At 58.2% G+C, this 19,419-nt stretch carries 16 protein-coding genes; 14 read left to right on the plus strand and 2 right to left on the minus strand.

All coding sequences use genetic code 11. The annotated features are described in order from the left end of the window. Nucleotides 1-41: 41 nt before the first annotated feature. The 4 genes from AC1EKG_RS03125 (at nucleotide 42) to glmM (ending at nucleotide 4,928) form a co-directional block, all read left to right on the plus strand. Nucleotides 42-2,207 (plus strand): beta-galactosidase, encoded by a 2,166-nt coding sequence (locus AC1EKG_RS03125; RefSeq protein ID WP_004805830.1) that lies wholly within the window; start codon nucleotides 42-44, stop codon nucleotides 2,205-2,207. 182 nt (nucleotides 2,208-2,389) lie between these two features. After that, nucleotides 2,390-2,836 (plus strand): 50S ribosomal protein L13, encoded by a 447-nt coding sequence (rplM, locus tag AC1EKG_RS03130; protein WP_004805831.1) that lies wholly within the window; start codon nucleotides 2,390-2,392, stop codon nucleotides 2,834-2,836. Between the two features lie 34 nt (nucleotides 2,837-2,870). Next, on the plus strand, nucleotides 2,871-3,368 hold the full coding sequence (gene rpsI / locus AC1EKG_RS03135) for a 30S ribosomal protein S9 (protein ID WP_004805833.1): 498 nt from the start codon (nucleotides 2,871-2,873) through the stop codon (nucleotides 3,366-3,368). Nucleotides 3,369-3,575: 207 nt separating this feature from the next. Then, nucleotides 3,576-4,928, plus strand: a complete 1,353-nt coding sequence (gene glmM, locus AC1EKG_RS03140; protein WP_004805836.1) for a phosphoglucosamine mutase — start codon at nucleotides 3,576-3,578, stop codon at nucleotides 4,926-4,928. Nucleotides 4,929-5,083: 155 nt separating this feature from the next. On the opposite strand, the gene coaA is transcribed toward glmM, so the two are convergent. Then, on the minus strand, nucleotides 5,084-6,088 hold the full coding sequence (gene coaA / locus AC1EKG_RS03145; RefSeq protein WP_081499161.1) for a type I pantothenate kinase: 1,005 nt from the start codon (nucleotides 6,086-6,088) through the stop codon (nucleotides 5,084-5,086). 153 nt (nucleotides 6,089-6,241) lie between these two features. Between coaA and glmS the strand changes: the two genes are divergently transcribed. The 10 genes from glmS to tsaD all read left to right on the plus strand — a co-directional run bounded on the left by glmS (nucleotide 6,242) and on the right by tsaD (nucleotide 18,077). Further along, nucleotides 6,242-8,164 (plus strand): glutamine--fructose-6-phosphate transaminase (isomerizing), encoded by a 1,923-nt coding sequence (gene glmS, locus AC1EKG_RS03150; protein WP_040314959.1) that lies wholly within the window; start codon nucleotides 6,242-6,244, stop codon nucleotides 8,162-8,164. Then, a complete protein-coding gene (locus AC1EKG_RS03155; RefSeq protein ID WP_004805841.1) occupies nucleotides 8,164-9,816 on the plus strand; it encodes a bifunctional ADP-dependent NAD(P)H-hydrate dehydratase/NAD(P)H-hydrate epimerase in 1,653 nt (550 codons plus the stop codon). The genes glmS and AC1EKG_RS03155 overlap by 1 nt, the downstream gene beginning before the upstream one ends. 168 nt (nucleotides 9,817-9,984) lie before the next feature. After that, the gene (gene alr, locus AC1EKG_RS03160) at nucleotides 9,985-11,178 is read left to right on the plus strand and encodes an alanine racemase (protein WP_040314962.1); all 1,194 of its coding nucleotides are present in this window, start codon (nucleotides 9,985-9,987) and stop codon (nucleotides 11,176-11,178) included. Further along, on the plus strand, nucleotides 11,165-11,773 hold the full coding sequence (gene tsaE / locus AC1EKG_RS03165; RefSeq protein WP_048707201.1) for a tRNA (adenosine(37)-N6)-threonylcarbamoyltransferase complex ATPase subunit type 1 TsaE: 609 nt from the start codon (nucleotides 11,165-11,167) through the stop codon (nucleotides 11,771-11,773). The genes alr and tsaE overlap by 14 nt, the downstream gene beginning before the upstream one ends. 9 nt (nucleotides 11,774-11,782) lie before the next feature. Next, nucleotides 11,783-12,520, plus strand: a complete 738-nt coding sequence (gene tsaB, locus AC1EKG_RS03170) for a tRNA (adenosine(37)-N6)-threonylcarbamoyltransferase complex dimerization subunit type 1 TsaB (RefSeq protein WP_004805846.1) — start codon at nucleotides 11,783-11,785, stop codon at nucleotides 12,518-12,520. Then, a complete protein-coding gene (rimI, locus tag AC1EKG_RS03175; protein ID WP_004805849.1) occupies nucleotides 12,513-13,001 on the plus strand; it encodes a ribosomal protein S18-alanine N-acetyltransferase in 489 nt (162 codons plus the stop codon). Before tsaB ends, rimI begins: the two co-directional genes overlap by 8 nt. A 304-nt stretch (nucleotides 13,002-13,305) precedes the next feature. Continuing rightward, nucleotides 13,306-14,046 (plus strand): succinate dehydrogenase cytochrome b subunit, encoded by a 741-nt coding sequence (locus AC1EKG_RS03180; protein ID WP_004805850.1) that lies wholly within the window; start codon nucleotides 13,306-13,308, stop codon nucleotides 14,044-14,046. A gap of 9 nt (nucleotides 14,047-14,055) precedes the next feature. After that, entirely contained in the window at nucleotides 14,056-16,059 is a 2,004-nt protein-coding gene (locus AC1EKG_RS03185) for a fumarate reductase/succinate dehydrogenase flavoprotein subunit (protein WP_004805853.1), read from the plus strand. Then, entirely contained in the window at nucleotides 16,056-16,817 is a 762-nt protein-coding gene (locus AC1EKG_RS03190) for a succinate dehydrogenase/fumarate reductase iron-sulfur subunit (protein ID WP_004805856.1), read from the plus strand. Before AC1EKG_RS03185 ends, AC1EKG_RS03190 begins: the two co-directional genes overlap by 4 nt. A gap of 213 nt (nucleotides 16,818-17,030) precedes the next feature. Beyond that, nucleotides 17,031-18,077, plus strand: coding sequence for a tRNA (adenosine(37)-N6)-threonylcarbamoyltransferase complex transferase subunit TsaD (gene tsaD, locus AC1EKG_RS03195; RefSeq protein ID WP_004805857.1), 1,047 nt, complete (start codon nucleotides 17,031-17,033; stop codon nucleotides 18,075-18,077). A 159-nt stretch (nucleotides 18,078-18,236) separates the two neighbouring features. Here the strand turns inward: tsaD and AC1EKG_RS03200 are convergent, their stop codons facing one another. Further along, on the minus strand, nucleotides 18,237-19,370 hold the full coding sequence (locus tag AC1EKG_RS03200; RefSeq protein WP_004805859.1) for a THUMP-like domain-containing protein: 1,134 nt from the start codon (nucleotides 19,368-19,370) through the stop codon (nucleotides 18,237-18,239). Nucleotides 19,371-19,419: the final 49 nt, after the last annotated feature.

Raw genomic sequence — 19,419 nt, forward strand, 5'->3', positions numbered from 1 at the left:
CGCACAACGAACGAATTCCCAGAGCACGGAAGGAATGGGACATGCCTTTGAAGACCAACGCTCTTTATTACGGCGGCGATTACAACCCGGAACAGTGGGATCGCCAGACCATCGAGCAGGACATTCCCCTAATGCGGGAAGCCGGAGTGAATATGGCAACCGTGAACGTGTTCGCTTGGGGAGAGCTAGAAGCAGACGAGGGGTGCTGGGACGAGGAGGCGTTCTCTAGGCTGGCAGAACGCATTGATGCGCTTGGGAAAGCGGGTATTAGTGTCGATTTAGCAACGGGAACTGCCGCCCCACCAGCATGGATGGCACATAAGTACCCGGATTCACTGCCGGTAGATCGGCAGGGGGTAAGGCTAGGATTCGGGTCTAGACAGGGGTACTGCCTGTCCTCTCCGGAATATCGGGCGGGCGTGGTCCGGCTTTCCCGCGAGATAGCCACGCGTTTCGGCAGTCACGAGGCCGTCGCCCTCTTCCACATAAACAACGAGTATGGCTGCCATATTCACGAATGCTTCTGTGAACGTTGCGCCGGCGAATTCCGGCAATGGCTGCAGCAGAAATACGGGTCGATCGAGGAACTGAACCACGCTTGGGGCTGTGCTTTCTGGTCACAGCGCCGCCGCAATTTTGAGCAGGTGGAGCCGCCGCGAGCAACGCCTACCTTCCACAATCCCGCGCATCTGGCCGACTGGCGGCGCTTCAGCAATGAGCAGATGCTAAAACTGTTTCGCCTAGAGAAGGAACAGCTGCAGGCGCGCGCTCCACAAATTCCGATTACCACTAATTTCATGGGATATTTCCCGCCAGTCGATTACCGGCAGTGGGCGCGCGAGGTGGACGTAGTCTCTAATGATGAATACCCAGATCCGGCAGACCCGGCTGCCATTGCAGAACAGGCGTGGTCGGCTGACATGCAGCGCGGCTACAAGGGCCAGCCTTGGCTAATCATGGAACAGGCGCCAGGCGTCGTGCAGTGGCGCGCCGCGAATGCCTCGAAGAGGCCGGGGCAGTGGGCTCTGTGGTCCCTATCCCAGATTGCTAGGGGAGCTGACGGGGCACTCTGCTTCCAGTGGCGCCAAAGTGAGGCAGGGGCAGAGACTTGGCATGGCGCCATGGTGCCGCACTACGGTACTGCAGGGTCCCACTGGAAAGAAATGGTCGACCTCGGAACCAAATTGGCGAATCTTTCACCCGTGGCCGGCACGCAGGTTCAGGCCGAGGTGGCGGTCATGGTGGACTGGGAGAGCGAGATTATCCGCTCAACCTCTATTGGGCCGGTTCCACATTCGTGGATGGGCCAGGCGCGAGTGTGGCATAGGAGCCTATTTGAGGCAGGAATAACCGCCGACGTCGTTGGTGTCGACGCCGACCTAAGCCAATACCGCATGGTGATCGTGGCGGACCTAGCCGCTCCTGATGCCATCCTTGGAAAGAAATTGGAGGAATTTGTCGAGGGCGGAGGCCAGCTAATTGGCACTACCGGCACGGGACGGTTCACTCCGGAAGGCAAGGCTGCCTTAGGGGGATACCTGGGAGTGTTGTCGTCCCTCTTTGGGGTGAATGTCGAGGGGACCGTGTACGGAGTAAACGCTGCGGAAACGGCAGTGGTGGCCGAGGGCGTGAATGAACACCTGGGTGGCTCTACTCCGCAAGGCGCCCCAGACGGAAATCCGGACCCGCGCGTTTGCCGTATTACGGCTGCAGTAGGCGCGCCTGCTGCGGCGCGATACGTAGGCATCGAGCCGGTCGATCCAGCCCTAGAGCGAGCCATGGACAGTCTGTGCGAAGTACGCCCGGCACTGCGCGGCAAGACCAGGGCGGACTCCATAGAGGTCGAAGATGCCACCCCAATCGCGTTCTTCACAGACGGCATTGCCACCGACCTGAACGGAAAGGCTGCCATCACGCGCCGGAAAGTTGGGAAGGGGCAGGCGTGGTATGTAGGTACAGACCTAGACCTAGCAGGTAGGGCCGGAGTGCTCGCCCTCGTCGGCGCGCATGCCCGGGTGCGGCCCGTCCTCCCCGGAGCCCCCGCGGGCGTGGAAGCGGTAAAGCGAGGCAAAGTGCTCTTCGTGCTGAATCACGCGGACAAGGCTGCAGAGCTGAGTGGAATGGTGGGAACAGATCTGCTGAGCGCCACCCAACTAAGCGGGCACGTGGTGGTTCCCCCACGCTCTGCCATCGCACTCTGGCAGTGAGTTATTAGCCACACCGCTTTGAAACGAGAGGGCAGGCCAGTTACTATTATCTAGTTGTGCGTTACGTAGGCACGCAGGCGCTTCCCACTCGCCCGCACTGCCCGAACGCAATAACCATTAGCATTTGACCGAAGTTGGTCGCCTCAGGGCACCAATCAACTACGACGAACGAAGGCTACGCCGTGCGCACCTATACACCGAAGGCTGCCGATGTAACCAACAAGAAGTGGTACATCGTTGACGCCGAGAACGTCGTCCTCGGACGACTAGCGACCACTGTCGCAAACCTGCTCCGTGGGAAGCATAAGCCGACTTACGCGCCCCACATTGACACTGGCGACTACGTCATCGTGATCAACGCTGACAAAGTCGTTCTGACGGGCAACAAGCTGGACACAAAGCGGGCATACCGCCACTCGGGTTACCCGGGCGGGCTGCGCTCGCTGACCTACCGTGAGCTCCTCGAAAAGAGCCCCGAAAAGGCGGTAGAGAAGGCTGTCCGGGGTATGGTCCCCCACACCAAGCTTGGTCGCGCCCAGATGAAGAAGCTGCGCGTGTTCGTTGGTTCTGAACACCCACACACTGCTCAGCAGCCCGAAACTGTCGAGATCAAGAAGATCGCTCAGTGACCGGGTCGCTGGCTATAGAAGTTTGAGGAAAACCGTGGCTGAGAACACTGCAACTGTAGAAGAAAACGAAGAGCTGGAGAACGCTCCGGCTGAATACACTTCCGAGACCGAGGCTCCTGCCGCCGGTGCCGGCCAGTCCGTCACCGCTCCCGGTTCGGGGCTGGGCCGCCGCAAGTCCGCCGTCGCCCGCGTTCGCCTGATCCCAGGCGAGGGCAAGTGGACCATCAACGGCCGCACCTTGGAAGACTACTTCCCGAACAAGCTGCACCAGCAGCTTGTCAACGACCCGTTCACCCTGCTAGATCTGGCCGGTCGCTTCGATGTGATCGCCCGCATCAACGGTGGCGGCATCTCCGGGCAGGCTGGCGCTCTGCGTCTAGGCGTTGCCCGCGCGTTGAACGAGATCGATCGCGATGCGAACCGTCCTGCTTTGAAGAAGGCCGGCTTCCTGACCCGCGATGCTCGCGCAACTGAGCGTAAGAAGGCTGGTTTGAAGAAGGCCCGTAAGGCCCCCCAGTACTCCAAGCGCTGATTTCACTTTTCGGAAGGCCCGTCCCACTTGGGGCGGGTCTTCTGCTTTTAATATCCTTCGCGTTTCCGGCGATCCCGGCATTTCCATCCTCCGGGCCCATCCATCGGGGCGTGGATGGGCGGAGGCTCGCGGCACAACGCCAAAGCGGGCAAATCCTTTCAAGGCGGTATGCTTGGTAAGAATTGTAATTTCCCGGAAGGAAGCGAAATGCCCAGACTGTTTGGCACAGACGGCGTACGAGGCCTTGCAAATAAGAAACTAACTCCCGAGCTAGCTACCAACCTTGGTATCGCAGCGGCTCGGCTTTTTTCTGAGAGCGCGCAGACCAAGAACGGTCAGAAGCCTCGCGCCGTAGTCGGGCGCGATACCAGGATCTCCGGCGAGTTTTTGGACCACGCAATAGTGGCAGGCCTGGCCTCGGCCGGGATGGACGTAGATAGGGCCCGAGTCGTCACCACCCCAACCGTCGCCTTCCTGACGGCAGAGGGGGACTACGACCTCGGCGTGATGATCTCGGCTTCCCACAACCCAATGCCCGACAATGGCATTAAATTCTTTGCTCGCGGCGGCTTCAAGCTACCTGACACGGTAGAAGACAAGATTGAGGCCATTCTTGGTGAAGAGTGGGAGCGCCCGTTGGGCGGCGATGTTGGCGAGGTCGAAGAGGAATCGAAGGCAGTAGACCGTTCTTACATCGATCACCTGGTATCTGCGGTGGGTACGGATCTGTCTGGGCTGCGCATTGCTGTCGACTGTGCGAACGGGGCTGCCTCGTTCTTGGGGCCGGAAGCGTTGCGTGAGGCCGGAGCCGACGCTGTAGTGATCAATGCTTCCCCGGATGGACGCAATATCAACTATGAGTGCGGATCCACCCATCCGGAGGCCCTGCAGGCGGCCGTGGTAAGTCAGCACTGCGACTTCGGTGTGGCATATGACGGGGATGCCGATCGTTGTCTGGCTGTTGACGCCGAGGGGAACCTGGTAGACGGCGACAAGATCATGGGCATGCTCGCAGTCGGCCTGAAGGAAGAAGGCAAGCTGGCAGGGAACACCCTTGTCGTGACTGTAATGTCCAACCTTGGCCTGCTGCTAGCTATGAAGGAAGTCGGCATTGACACTGTGCAGACTGCCGTGGGGGACCGCTACGTCCTCGAAAAGATGCGTGAGGGCGGCTTCGCCATTGGTGGGGAGCAGTCGGGGCATGTCATCATCTCTGACTATGCGACTACTGGTGACGGTGTTTTGACTTCGCTGATGATTGCCAAGCGGGTCAAGCAGACCGGCAAGTCGCTGGCGGAGCTGACGGATTTCGTCAAGCGGCTGCCGCAGACGCTGATCAACGTACCTAATGTGGACAAGGCGGCGGCTTCTTCGAACGAGGCCGTGGCTAAGTCTGTCATGCAGGCTGAAGATTACCTAGGCGAGAATGGTCGTGTCCTGTTGCGGCCGTCCGGTACTGAGCCGGTGGTGCGCGTGATGGTTGAGGCGGCTACTCAGGAAGAATCCGACCGCGTGTGCAAGGAGCTGGCGAGCGTGGTGAAGGAAGAGCTGTCGCTCTAGAGCCTAAAAGAGAGGGGCGGGGAGTCTGGTGGGCTCTCTGCCCCGCTACTTTTTTGCCGAAAAATAGTGAACGTACACTCCGTTCATCGGGCTGTGGGGAGTGAACGTACACTTCGTTTATCGGGCGGTGGGGAGTGAACGTACACTCCGCCAAATTAGAGTTTGCGCAGACGAAGCCGGTTTACCCGGTGCTCTTCGTTCTTGGTAATGACCAGTGTTGCCCTGCCGCGAGTTGGGCGAATATTCTCGATCAGATTGACCAGGTTAATGTCGTTCCAAATCCGGTCGGCAGTCTGCACCGCTTCCTCGTCCGACAAATTAGCGTAGGACCGGAAATAAGAATTCGGCTGCTTGAATGCGAATTCGCGGAGCCTCAAGAAACGCTCGATGTACCAATTCTTAATGTCCTCATGACGGGCATCAACGTAAATCGAGAAATCGAAAAAGTCTGACACGCCAAGGGCCGTCGACGCTTCTGAAGACCGCACCGGCGGCTGAAGCACATTCAGCCCCTCGACAATCAGAACATCCGGCTGCTCAACTACGTTCCGCTCATCGGGCACAATATCGTAGCTAACATGCGAATAAACCGGGGCGGAAACCTGCCGGGCCCCAGATTTAATCGCCGCAAGGAAACGTAGCAGAGCGCGCCTATCGTAAGATTCCGGGAATCCCTTCCGGTCCATCAGACCCAGACGTTTCAACTCCGCATTCGGCTTCAAGAACCCATCGGTTGCAAGCAACTCCACCTTCGGAGTCTGAGGCCACCGTCGCATCAACTCGGTCAGCAACCTAGCAACGGTAGATTTCCCGACCGCCACAGATCCCGCAATACCAATCACGAAGGGTGTGGTCCGCCCGTGCGGTTCGCGCAGGAAAGCGGCCCGCGCATCAGCCAAAGAGCGCTGCTCATTCACGTAAAGTTGGAGCAATGCTGAAAGAGGGCGGTAGATTGCGTCTACTTCTCGCATGTCAATTGGATCGTTCAGACCGGCCAACCTGCGAATATCTGATTCAGTGAGCGGCAGCGGGGTGGCAGATGCCAACGAGGCCCAGCTGCGCCTGTCGAATTCCTGATAGGGGCTGCGATCTGAAGTCTGTGGCCCCCTAGCTGGGGCAAGTTGGCTGCCAGTTTCGCCCTCGAAAAAACTGGAAGGCATACCCCAAGGGTTGTTCTGTAGAGCGTTCACGCTTCATTATGCCCTCAAGCGGGGGTAATGACGCAAAGTTGAATGGCGTATTCCACTTATTTTTACGGTGTATTTACTGTTTTGTTTGCTGAAAATGTCACCGGTACGTGGTTTGATTTACGTATGTGCGGAATTGTTGGACATATTGGTTGTAAGCTCGGCGCTCGTAGCGCGCAGGTAGTAATGGGCGGGTTGGCTCGCCTTGAATATCGCGGATACGACTCTGCTGGTGTTGCTGTGGCCGCGCCGCAGCTCCTGCAGGTGCGCAAATCTGTGGGTAAGTTGGCGAATTTGCGTCAGCTTCTACAGGATGAGCCGTTGGATGATGCGATTGCAGGGATCGGGCATACGCGGTGGGCGACCCACGGCATTCCGACCACCGAAAACGCGCATCCTCACATTGCTGACGAGGGGCGGCTGGCTCTGGTCCACAATGGCATTATTGAGAATGCGGACGCGCTGCGGGGGGAACTTACCGCTGCCGGGGTCGAGTTCGTCTCGGACACTGATACCGAGGTCGTAGCCCACCTGGTTGCCCATTATTACCGCGCTGATCAGGGCGATTCTGAGCAGGTAGCGGATCAGGGAGCCGTAGTTCCTGATGCTTCCAACAAGGCAGCTTTTGCGCGTCTAGCACGGGCGATGCGGAAGACGACTGCGCGCTTGGAAGGCACTTTCACCTTGCTGGTGCTGCATCAGGACTGTCCGGACGCGATAGTTGCAGCTCGCCGCTCTTCTCCGCTCGTCGTGGGAATTGGCGAGGGCGAGAACTTCCTTGGCTCTGACGTGTTGGCGTTTGCTGAGCACACCGACCAGGTGGTCGAGGTCGGCCAAGACGAAATGGTTCTTCTGACCGCCACCGAGGTCGTGATTGTGGACGTCGAGGGCAAGGCAACTGAACCGTCTACTTACAAGATTGACTTCGAGACCGAGACTGCTGAAAAGGGCGGTTGGCCCACCTTCATGGAGAAGGAAATTTCTGAGCAGCCAAAGGCGATCAAGGCTACTTTGGAGGATCGTTTCGATTCCACAGGGCACCTGGCATTGGATGAGCTGCGCATTCCTACCGAGGTACTCCGCACTATTGACAAGATGATCGTTGTCGGGTGTGGTACGGCCGCGTACGCCGGACAGGTCGCCCGCTATGCGATTGAGCACTGGTGTCGCATCCCAGTCGAGGTCGAATTGGCTCACGAATTCTCTTACCGAGACCCCGTGGTAACCGAGAAGACGCTGGTAGTGGCCATCTCTCAGTCTGGTGAGACGATGGACACGATCATGGCTATTAGGCACGCTCGGGAGCAGGGGGCACGCGTATTGGCGATTGTGAACACCCCCGGTTCGACTATTTCGCGTGAATCGGATGCGGTGCTGCTGACACATGCCGGCCGCGAGATCGCGGTTGCCTCTACTAAGGCCTTCACGGCGCAGCTTTCCGCCTGCTATCTGCTGGGATTGTTCTTGGCGCAGGTACGTGGGAACAAGTACATTGACGAGATCGAAGACTACATGGAGAAGCTCGAGAAGCTTCCCCAGAAGGTGCAGCGCGTCCTCGACAATGCCGAGACGGTGCGCCAGGTGGCCCGCACTTTGGCTTCTGAAGAATCCGTGTACTTCCTTGGCAGGCACGTGGGCTTCCCAGTTGCTATGGAGGGCGCCCTCAAGCTGAAAGAAATTGCCTACATTCACGCTGAGGGGTTTGCTGCGGGCGAGCTGAAGCACGGGCCGATCGCCCTTGTCGAGGACGGGGTTGCTGTCGTCTTTATCGTTCCCACTCCGCGTCGGCCTGAGCTGCACCGCAAGGTGCTGTCGAACATCCAAGAGGTGCGTACTAGGGGCGCGCGCGTGTTCTGTGTAGCAGAAGAGGGCGATTCTTCGGTGGACAATTTCGCCGAAGCTGTCTTCCGCGTGCCGGCCGCCCCAACCTTGTATCTGCCGCTACTTACGGTTGTTCCTCTTCAGATTCTGGCTTGCGAGGTTGCGAAGACTCGTGGCCTAGATGTGGACCAGCCTAGGAACCTAGCTAAGTCGGTGACCGTCGAATAATGCTGCGCGCCTACGCCTCCAGTGATGTTCGGCGTGCCGAGGGCGAGCTGGTTGCTGCCGCTCCCCAGGACGCCTTGATGAAGCAAGCCGCCGATGGGGTGGCTGCGGCTGTGTCGGATCAGCTGACCCTGCTTGGGGCTACGGTGCATGGTTCTACCGTCCTAGCTCTTGTCGGGGGTGGCGATAACGGTGGTGACGCCCTCTATGCGGCTAAATACCTGGCTGATTCGGGGGCGAAGGTGCAGGCCTTACTTGTTTCGACTAAGGCCCATCCGCGCGCGTTGGCTGCTGCCAAGAAGGCAGGGGTGGACATTTTGGACGCGGCCAGGCTGACTAAGCGGTCGCAGCTGCGAGCCCTCGTTGCCGAGGCAGCAAACAAAGCCGGGGTGTGGGTAGATGGCATTGTCGGTACCGGCGGTAGTGGGCCACTCCGAGGAACTGCCGCCACCGTCGTGGGGCAACTGGTGTCACTACGAGATTCCAGTCCTGACGAACCAGTGGTGGTAGCAGTCGACGTTCCTTCCGGGCTAGGTGGCGAGGACGGAAAGGTAGCCGGCCCTCACCTTACTGCTGACGTCACGGTAACCATGGGCGCAATGAAGAATCCTGCCCTTTTGCCGCCTGCATGCAACTCTTTCGGCTCTATCGAGGTAGTGGAACTGGGGCCGGTCGAAGCTCCCGTGTCCGCATGCCGACTGACCGCGGCTGACGTGGCCGACCTCTGGAAGGTACCAGGGAGGGCGGATCACAAGTACACCCGCGGGGTGGTGGAAGTGGTGGCCGGCTCCGACTCGTATCCGGCTACGGGGATTATTTGTGCTCGAGCGGCCGCGCGCACTGGGGCCGGCATGGTTCGCGTGAATATTCCCGCGGCTGCTTCGGCCTCGCTTTTTGCGGTACTGCCGGAAGCGGTGCCGGTAAGCGGGAGGTCGCAGGCCGTGGTGGTTGGTCCCGGCCTCGATCCGAAAGATGAGGGCAGGGTAGACGAGATGGTTCGTGCTGCCACTAAGGCGATTTTGCGGTCCCTGCCGGTGGTTGTGGATGCTGGTGGCATTTCGATTATTGATCGTATTTTGGCGCGGCTACCTGAGCGGGCAGAGTCCATGGGGTCTTCGCCCGTGCGACGAGTGCGGAAATTCGCCCCGAATGTGGTTCTTACTCCGCACGCGGGTGAGGCTGCGCAACTAGCTACCCGTTTGGGTTTTAGCGAGGCTTCTGGTGGGGTGGCCAGGTCGGATATTGAGGCGGCACCCGCAAAATGGGCAGGTCTGTTAGCGGAGAAGACGGGTGCGACCGTTCTGCTAAAGGGGGCCGTGAGCGTTGTGTGTGGTCCCGAGGGCGATACCTTCACCCAAGCGGAAGCGCCAGGGTGGACTGCTACTGCGGGGGCTGGTGATGCGCTTGCGGGGATCCTTGGGGCGGTGCTCGCGATGGAGCAGGCGCAGGCTGAGGCTGATGGGCATTCGCTTTCTGCGTCGGAGACGGCTGCTGGTGCTGCAGCGGGCACATGGGTGCATTCGATTGCGGCGCGGCTAGCGGCGGGATTGGGCGCAGGCCCGGAGCTGGGACGCAAGAAGAAGGTGGGGCATCCAATTCTTGCTTCAGATATCGTGCAGCAGATTCCGGCTGCGATAGAACTAGCCCTGCGCTAGTGGAGTGTACGTTCACTTAGTTTGCGGTTTCGTGTGGAGTGTACGTTCACTAAACAGATTGGAAGTAACTGGGCAATTTCTTGGTAATAAATGCCTCTAACCTGCGCGAAAAGAGAATGTGTGCAGGAAGGTCAGGAAGAGCGCCTAGACAGTGGCACAATGGGAGTCATGACTCAGCACCTTTACGACACCTATGGCGGAGTAGCTCTGATCGATACTGCGGCGATTGCCGCCAACGTGCGCCAGCTACGGGCAGCTGCGCCAGATAGTGAGCACATGGTAATCGTGAAGGCGAACGCGTACGGCCACGGGTTGGCCTTAGTGGCGCGCGCGGCAATCCAGGCGGGGACAACCTGGTTTGGTGCGGCACAGCTAACCGAGGCGATGCAGATACGAAAAATTGTGGGCAAGCGGCCGCGCATATTTTCGTGGATTTTCCTACCAGGATCCCCGATTGAAGAGGCCGTAGAAGCAGACATTGATTTGTCAGTTTCTGATTTTTGGGCATTAGATCGGCTAGAAGAGGCAGCCGAAAAAACCTCGAAGATAGTGAACGTACACTTAAAAATCGATACGGGAATGTCCCGTGCCGGAGCCACCGCCCGCACCTGGCCCGCCCTCTGCGAAGCTGCGTTCCGCCTAGAAAAGGCGGGGAAAATCCGGGTCGTGGCAGTCTGGTCGCACCTCTCGCGGGCCGACGAGGTTTCAGCGGAAGGCAAGGCGCAGACGAAACGTGCGGGCCAAGAGTTTGCCGCCGCCCTCGCCGTGGCGAAAGAGGCCGGCTTGAATCCCGAGCTTTCCCATCTGTCTGCAACTGCGGCTACGCTGTGGCACCCGGAGCTACATACGCCGATGGTGCGTGACGGGATTGGGGTTTATGGGCTCAGCCCAGATGAGCGCGTGCAAACCAACTCTGACCTGGCGTTGCGGCCAGCCATGCGCCTGCAGGCAGGCTTGACGGTGGTTAAAAAAGTCGAGGCGGGGCGCCCGGTTTCTTACGGGGGGACGTGGGTTACGCCTTCGCAGCGGTGGCTCGCCGTCGCCCCGCTTGGGTACGGTGACGGGATTGCGCGTGCCTGCGATGGGGCGCGGGTGCGGATTAAGACAAAGGATAGGGCATTCGACGCGCCGATTGTGGGCCGAATCTGCATGGATCAGGTCGTTCTTGATTTGGGCGAGGGCGAACACGCCCCAGCGGAAGTCGGCGACGATGCCATCTTCTTCGGCGACGGTTCGGATGGGGAGCCAACAGCGCGGGACTGGGCTAATTGGACTAACACAATAAACTATGAGGTGGTGACGCGGGTTGGCGCCCGTGTACCCCGTATTGACGTCAAAGGTAGGCAAGATGGTGACGAATAATTTGCAGATAGAGGTCGCAGAACCCGACGAGACCAGGCGCGTTGGCGAACGGTTGGCGAAGTTGCTTGGGCCTGGTGATTTGGTGATGCTCTCTGGGGAATTGGGCGCTGGTAAGACCACGTTTACGCAGGGTATTGGCAAGGGGATGGGCGTGCACGGCAACGTTTCGTCTCCCACTTTCATCGTGGCTCGGGTGCATCCTCCCGAGGGCGGTAGCGTTCCTTTGATTCATGCGGACGCCTACCGTATCGAGGACGCAGAGGATCTAGAGACTCTTGACTTGGAGTCGTCGCTGAGTGAGTCCGTGACCGTTATCGAATGGGGCAAGGGGAAGACCGAGGGGCTTTCCGAGGACCGGCTTGAGGTCGACATTATTCGGCCAACTGGCGGGACGGCGCAGGTTGACGCTGATGGCACGGTGGATCTGACACAGATGGACGATGGTAAGCGGACGCTGCGTCTGACAGGACACGGCCAGCGGTGGGCGAATATTGACCTGCGGCAGCTGGGGGAGGACCTGTCTAGGGTATTCCCAGCTACCGGTGAGATCCCGGTTGGCCAGGCAGATTGTCACAATGGAGTAGTGAAGGACTAGGGTTGACCCGTGCGGTTTTTGTGTATTGACACCTCGGCTGGAGCCGGTGTCGGACTAGTAGATATTGATCAGTCTGTCGAGGTCTTGGCGAAGGAGGTCATTGCCGATCAGCGGCGACACGCGGAAGCTCTGAATGAGCTGATTCGACGTGTCGTGAAGCAGGGCAGTGGCAAGGAATTGGCCGAGGCTGGAATCGAGACTATTGCCGTTGGAACTGGTCCCGCACCATTTACTGGGTTACGTGCAGGTTTGGTGTCGGCGCGAGTAATCGGCGAGGTGCTTGACGCTCGGGTGCTCGGCATTTGCAGCTTGGACGTATTAGCTAGGCAGGCGTTGGATCAGGTGCGCGATCGGAAGGTTCTGGTGGCCACCGATGGCAAGCGCAAAGAGGTCTACGCCGGACTTTACGAAGCTGCTGGCCCAGATGATGTGACAGCGTTGTGGGGGCCTGAGGTTGGTCCAGCTGAATCGTTCTTCAACAAGTCCCGTGGTGAAGATCCTTTCATCGTTGGTGCGGGTGCTGAACTATACCCTGAGGCGTTGCCCCCGTCCGCACAGCTGGCTGACACGTTGGACCCGGTAGTTATGGCCCGCATCGGCGCGGCAAGGCTGGCACGTGAGGCCGGTGGCGAGGAGGTCGACTTCTCTTCTGAGCCGCTTTACCTGCGTAGGCCGGATATTCACCCGGGCGTAGCGGCTAAGGTGGCTGCTGCACAGAAGGGCCGCCTCGGCCTCTTAAATGAGTGAACGTACACTCCACGCCGAAGCGCCGGCGGGCGAGTTTCACCTGGTAAAGCTCGGCCCGCAGTGGGTCGAGCAGATTGCCTCGCTGGAGTCTGCCTTATTTGGGGGAGAGGCGTGGAATAAGCAGACCCTGGTTGCGGAACTAAGCCGTCCCGATCGTGAATATGTGGGGGCGCTGGCCGGGCAGGACTCTAGCGTCCTGTTGGGGTATGGGGGCGCCCGCTACGCTGGAGACCAGGCCGATGTGATGACGGTTGCCACGATTCCGGAGGCTAGAAGACGCGGAATTGCTTCAGCGATTGTGGCGTGGATAGATGAGGCGTCGCGGCGGCGGTCGGCAAGTTCGATTTTCCTGGAAGTACGTTCGAAGAACTTAGCTGCACAACGAATTTATAAGAGGGCGGGCTATGAAGCCCTCGGCAGGATCAAGCGCTACTACCGGCTCCCACCGGACGATGCGGTGCGGATGGGTAAAAAGTTGTAACTTTGCCGGGCAAGTTCAAGGTGTCGGCCGGGCGGAGTATGGGTCCGCCCTCGAGAAAGCCTGGTAGCGCAAAATAGCTAAAAAGTAGTTTACGTAACACTTTCGTTGTCAAAAGGTTCACATGTGGAGGTCGAGCAAGGGCTCCGCTGACTGCTTGTGTCAGAAAAATGGGTCGACTTTGTTTCGGTAAAACTCCCTAAAATCCGTGGTTATAGCCCTAATGAAGGTTTTTAGAGAGCGTGAGAGAAAAGTTTAGGACCTAGATCTACTCTCCGTGTCAGGTCGTGAGACTAGGCTAAAAAACGTGGCGAATTCAAATGTGACGACCAAGAAGAGACATGCGTGGAACACCACCGTCTTCATGAAGCAGGCGATGGCGATTTCCGGCCTCTTCTTTGTCTTTTTTCTGGTATTTCATTCATACGGGAACCTAAAGGCGTTTGGCGGTGCGGCCGCGTACAACGGTTACGCTCATCACCTGCGGGAATTCCTGGTCCCGATCCTGCCTCACGAAGGTCTCCTCTGGATCTTGCGCGTGATCATGGTTGTGCTCATTGTTGTGCACATGGTGTCCGCGCTCTATCTGTGGCACCGCGGCGGCGCAGCTCGGGGAACCCGTTACGACGTGAAGAAGGCGGTGACAAACTCTTACGCGGCGCGCACAGTGCGAGTTGGCTCAATCCTGTTGATCTTCCTGATCATCTTCCACATCTTGCACTTCACAACAAAGACGTTCAAAGTGGGCAACAATGCGGCTTATGCCTCGCACACAATGGTGGTCGACGGTGAGAAGATTCCGGCTATGCCCTTTGACATGATGCTAACCACCTTCTCGAATTGGTGGATGGTGTTGGTATACATCGTGTTCGTCTCCATCATTGGCCTGCATATTGCACACGGCTTCTGGTCGGCTTTCCAAACTATGGGGTGGATGCGCGAAAACACTCGCAAGCCTATGACTGTGCTGTCTGGGCTTATTGGTTTTGCCATCTGGTTCATGTTTGTGCTGCCGCCCCTTGCAATCGCGCTGGGCGTTATTAAGTAGGGAATGATCATGAGCGAACTTATTTCAGGACTTTATTACGAGGGCGACAAGATCGCTGATACCAAGGCGCCGCTGGACGTTCCCATCGAGAAATGCTGGGAGACCCGCAAGTTTACGGCCAAGCTAGTGAACCCGGCGAACCGTCGTAAGCTGAAGATTATCGTCGTTGGTACCGGGCTGGCAGGCGGCGCAGCAGCTGCTTCGCTTGGCGAGATGGGCTATCACGTTGACGTGTTCTTCTACCAGGATTCGGCACGTCGAGCACACTCTATTGCTGCGCAGGGCGGAATTAACGCGGCAAAGGATTACCGCAACGACAACGACTCGGTTTACCGCCTCTTTTACGACACCGTCAAGGGCGGGGATTACCGCGCTCGTGAAACTAACGTGTACAGGCTGGCCGAGGTTAGTGCGAACATCATTGACCAGTGTGTTGCGCAGGGCGTGCCGTTTGCGCGTGAGTATGGCGGACTGCTTGACAACCGTTCCTTCGGTGGTGTGCAGGTATCGCGTACGTTCTACGCTCGCGGGCAAACTGGCCAGCAGCTGCTGATTGGCGCATATCAGGCGTTGGAGCGGCAGGTGAAGGCCGGGACGGTTACCGAGCATTCGCGCCATGAGATGGTCGAGCTAATCCTGAAGGATGGCCACGCCAAAGGCATTATCGCCCGAGACATGACTACTGGGAAGCTCGAGGCACACACTGCCCACTGCGTGGTGCTTTGCACCGGCGGCTATGGCAACGTGTTCTTCCTGTCTACTAATGCCATGGGGTGCAACGCTACGGCGGCTTGGAGGGCCTACCGTAAGGGTGCGTACTTCGCTAATCCCTGCTACACGCAGATTCACCCGACTTGCATTCCGCAGCATGGCGATCAGCAGTCGAAGCTGACGTTGATGTCCGAGTCGCTCCGTAACGACGGCCGTATTTGGGTTCCGAAGAAGGCTGAAGACTGCGAAAAGGATCCGCGCGATATTCCCGAGGAAGATCGCGACTACTACCTGGAGCGCATCTATCCTTCCTTCGGTAACTTGGTGCCGCGTGACATTGCTTCGCGACAGGCCAAGAACATGTGTGACGAGGGTAGGGGAGTCGGTCCCGCGCTAGCCGAGGTCGGTCCCGACGGCGAAGAACGCATGGTGCGCCGTGGCGTGTACCTTGATTTCGCTGATGCAATCGAGCGCATGGGTAAGGACGCTGTTTCGGCCAAGTACGGCAACCTGTTCGAAATGTATGAGCGCATTACTGACGATGACCCGTACGAAGTGCCGATGCGTATTTACCCGGCCTCGCACTACACGATGGGTGGCTTGTGGGTTGACTACGATCTTCAGTCCACCATTCCCGGCCTCTACGTTGGTGGGGAAGCGAACTTCAGTGACCACGGCGCGAACCGGCTCGGTGCGTCTGCGCTAATGCAGGGGCTTTCCGACGGTTACTTCGTGCTGCCAAACACGGTCAATGACTACTTGGCTGACAAGTTGGCGGAGTCCGTGCTGGATCAGGACGACCCGGATGTGCAGGCCGCCCTCCAGAGTGCGCAGGAGCGGATAGACCGCTTCATGAGCATTGGCGGGTCGCGGTCAGTGGATTCCTTCCATAAGGAACTTGGCAGGATCATGTGGGACTACTGCGGCATGTACCGCACCCATGATGGTCTGTTGGGGGCAATCGAGAAGATTCGCGCTCTTAGGAAAGAGTTCTGGTCGAACGTGCGTGTGCCGGGTAAATCGATTGGCGAGATGAACCAGTCGCTTGAGCGTGCCGGCCGTGTCGCCGACTTCTTGGAACTGGGCGAGCTGATGTGTATTGATGCTTTGCACCGCAATGAGTCTTGTGGTGGCCACTTCCGTGGCGAATCTCAGACTGAAGAGGGCGAGGCGTTGCGTGACGACAAGAACTACCTGTATGTGGCTGCGTGGGAATACACGGGTGAGGACAAACCTCCGGTCTTGCATAAGGAAGATCTGATCTATAACAACATCGAGCTGAAGCAGCGGAGTTACAAGTGAAAATTAAACTGCGTATCTGGCGCCAGGCTGGCCCTGAGGCTGATGGCGTAATGAAGGAATACGAGCTCGTTGGGGTGCAAGAAGATACGAGCTTTCTAGAGATGCTGGACATCTTGAACGAGGAGTTGTTTGCCAAGGGCGAGGACCCGGTAGCGTTCGACTCTGATTGCCGCGAAGGCATTTGCGGTATGTGTGGTTTGGTCATCAATGGTGTGCCGCACGGCAATGATGGTGCCTCCCCGAAGGGGAATACTCCTACTTGTCAGTTGCACATGCGTTCGTTCAAGGATGGCGACACGATCACGATCGAGCCGTGGCGGTCTAAGGCTTTCCCGGTCATTAAGGACCTGGTGGTAAATAGGAGCGCTTTGGATCGTATTATTCAGGCTGGCGGCTACATTTCCGTCAATACTGGTGCTGCTCCTGACGCGCACGCTACTCCGGTTCCTAAAGAGGATGCGGATCGCGCGTTCGAGGCTGCGAATTGCATTGGTTGCGGTGCTTGTGTGGCTGCTTGCCCGAACGGGTCGGCAATGTTGTTTACCTCTGCGAAGGTGACACATTTGGGCCTGTTGCCGCAGGGCAAGCCCGAGAACTTGATGCGTGTGAAGAACATGTTGTTGCAGCATGACGCCGAGGGCTTTGGCGGGTGCACTAACTTTGGTGAATGCGCTGCGGTCTGCCCGAAGCAGATTCCTTTGGAGACGATTTCGGTGTTGAATCGTCAGCTTGGGAAGGCTGTTCTCAAGGGCATGTAGTTTCCTTGGATTAGGGCCCTGGGAGGGAAACCTCTCAGGGCCCTTTTTGCTGCTCCCCTCTGAGTAAAGGAGTGAACGTACACTCCGTTTTGGGGCATGGATTCGTCTGTGGGGGAGTGAACGTACACTCCGTTTTGGGGCATGGATTCGTCTGTGGGGGAGTGAACGTACACTTAACTTCGCGCACGCCCTCGGAGCGCGTAGGATGAAAAGGTGACTGCTCAACCACTAATTCTTGGTATTGAATCGACTTGTGACGAGACAGGCGTAGCCCTAGTACGAGGCCGGGAACTTCTTGCCGACGTGACCGCGACAAGCATGGACCAGCATGCCCGCTACGGTGGCATTATTCCTGAAATTGCCTCGCGCGCTCACTTGGAGTCCTTCCTCCCAACGATGAAGGCGGCTCTTGATAAGGCCGGTGTCAGCCTCAGTGAGGTTGACGCAATCGCGTGCGCTGCAGGGCCTGGGCTGGTTGGTTCTCTGACTGTTGGTATTTCAGCGGCTAAGGCACTCGCGGCAAGTCTAGATAAGCCGCTATACGGCGTGAACCACGTAATTGGGCACCTGGCGGTTGATGAGCTCGTAGACGGGCCTTTCCCAGATCACTTCGTTGGACTGATAGTTTCGGGCGGGCACTCAAACTTGCTCGATGTTCGCAATATTGCGACTGACGTCCGAGAGCTGGGCGGTACGCTCGACGATGCTGCTGGTGAGGCGTTTGACAAGGTCGGGCGCATGCTGGGGACTCCCTATCCAGGTGGGCCGCATGTTGATCGTATGTCGCAGGCTGGTGATCGCAAGGCGATCCGTTTCCCACGTGGCCTTGCTTCCGCGAAAGACAAGGATGCGCACCGATACGACTTCAGTTTTTCCGGTCTGAAGACGGCAGTGGCTAGATACGTTGAAGGCATAAAGCAGTCTGGTAAAGAGGTTCCCGCCGAGGACGTGTGCGCTGGCTTTTCTGAGGCTGTCAATGATTCGTTGACTGCTAAAGCAGTGAGGGCGGCCAAGGACTTGGGGTGCTCCACGATCGTTGTGGGGGGCGGCTACTCTGCAAATTCGCGGCTGCGTGAGCTCCTCGCGGCGCGAGCCCAGAGCGCTGGCATCGAGGTTCGCTTACCTCCGCTGCGCTTCTGTACTGATAATGGTGCGCAGATCGCTGCTATTGGTAGTGCGTTGGTTCGCGAGGGCGTCGCCCCGTCCGATCCGGAATTCGGTCCTGATTCAGGACTGTCGCTGTCTGTGGCGCGCGTGTAACTGAAGCTTTTGGGATGATGCCGGCCCTAGGCGGGGCTGGCATTTTCCGTTTAAGAGGCTGAATCCTCGCGCCCGTTAGCGGAGTGTACGTTCACTCGGCCGAAGTGTACGTTCACTAAGAGTTGGGTATGAAAACCCGTCCGGAATTGGAGTGTACGTTCACTCCGTCGCGACTATGGCAACGTGTTTAGACTTGCCGTTCACCTGTGCTCTCGTCAGGAAAAGAGTCGCTGCACCATCCCCGGTGGCGCCCTTGAGCACCGACTTCCTGAATGCTGCGGGATCGATCTGCACTCCGCGCTTCTTCACTTCTAATTTGCCGATCCCGAGCCTCGCTAACTCCTTCTTGACCTTCTTCGCATTCAAGGGCAGCACCGTCTGCACCTCCCAAAAGTGACCATATTTTGCGGCCTCAGGGGAAGGCGAAGTTTCAGACGTAACGTAGGCGATTCCATCATGGAGGATGCCAGCCCCGGGCCAGGAGTGCGCCCACTGTGCTAAGCCGCCCGCCCTCAATACGGCGCTATCAACTTCACCTATCCAATGCATGATTCCGTCCGCGACAGGTGCGGCGGCCGCGGGAGCGGTTGGACCTTCGCCCTCAACCTGGAAAAGATGCCGCTGATCGCCCCTAAAAATAATGGCTGAGCGGCCTGCGCGTTCTCGCAAATCCCCAAACCATAAGCTTGCTTCTACGAGGCTACCGTCGACGCTGGCCCAGATGGCTTCCGCATCTGCGGGAACATCGGAGTACCTGATGCCTGGCGCAACTTTTACCGCCACGTTCGGGATCAGGGTTCGCCACGCGTACACTGCCGGTAACGGCGGAGACCACATTGCAGGATTTGCGATGCGACCGCGTGGGCCTCTTCGGGCGGGGTCAGCAAAAAGCGCGTCTACTCCCTCGGCCTTGAGTTTCCCGATATCGATTTTTGTGACGTCTGCGATCTGAATGTCCGCATCAGGCCATCGGGAAACATTGTTCTTGGCATAGGCTGCTGTTTTGGGATCTAACTCGATGCCAAGAACTTTCAGTGCCCGTTTCGAAAAGGCGATTGCTTCGGTTGCCAGGCCGCAGCCTAGATCGGCAATGTAGTGTACGTTCGCCTCGGACATTTTTTCGGCGTGCCATGTCGCAACGGCGGCGCGTGTGGCCTGTTCCATACCGTCTCGAGTGAAGAGCATTTTGTCGGCGTCTTCGCCCAATTTTGTTGCAGCTTGGCGGCGCAGTTCGCACTGGAGTGCCACTTCTGCGGCTATATCGGCCGGTATGCCCATCTTACGGAGCTTCATTCCGACCTCATGAGATGAGCGGTCGCTTCGGAAGGCTTCCTCGAGTAGG

The sequence above is a fragment of the Winkia sp. C0117E2 genome, from assembly GCF_056590455.1.

Bases quoted from the DNA above. Each gene is read 5' to 3' on its own strand.
- rimI (WP_004805849.1), top strand. From the start codon at position 12,513: ATGAGTGAACGTACACTCCACGCCGAAGCGCCGGCGGGCGAGTTTCAC.
- glmS (WP_040314959.1), top strand. From the start codon at position 6,242: ATGTGCGGAATTGTTGGACATATTGGTTGTAAGCTCGGCGCTCGTAGC.
- AC1EKG_RS03155 (WP_004805841.1), top strand. From the start codon at position 8,164: ATGCTGCGCGCCTACGCCTCCAGTGATGTTCGGCGTGCCGAGGGCGAG.
- coaA (WP_081499161.1), bottom strand. From the start codon at position 6,088: ATGCCTTCCAGTTTTTTCGAGGGCGAAACTGGCAGCCAACTTGCCCCA.
- glmM (WP_004805836.1), top strand. From the start codon at position 3,576: ATGCCCAGACTGTTTGGCACAGACGGCGTACGAGGCCTTGCAAATAAG.
- AC1EKG_RS03185 (WP_004805853.1), top strand. From the start codon at position 14,056: ATGAGCGAACTTATTTCAGGACTTTATTACGAGGGCGACAAGATCGCT.
- tsaE (WP_048707201.1), top strand. From the start codon at position 11,165: ATGGTGACGAATAATTTGCAGATAGAGGTCGCAGAACCCGACGAGACC.
- AC1EKG_RS03125 (WP_004805830.1), top strand. From the start codon at position 42: ATGCCTTTGAAGACCAACGCTCTTTATTACGGCGGCGATTACAACCCG.
- alr (WP_040314962.1), top strand. From the start codon at position 9,985: ATGACTCAGCACCTTTACGACACCTATGGCGGAGTAGCTCTGATCGAT.
- AC1EKG_RS03200 (WP_004805859.1), bottom strand. From the start codon at position 19,370: ATGAAGCTCCGTAAGATGGGCATACCGGCCGATATAGCCGCAGAAGTG.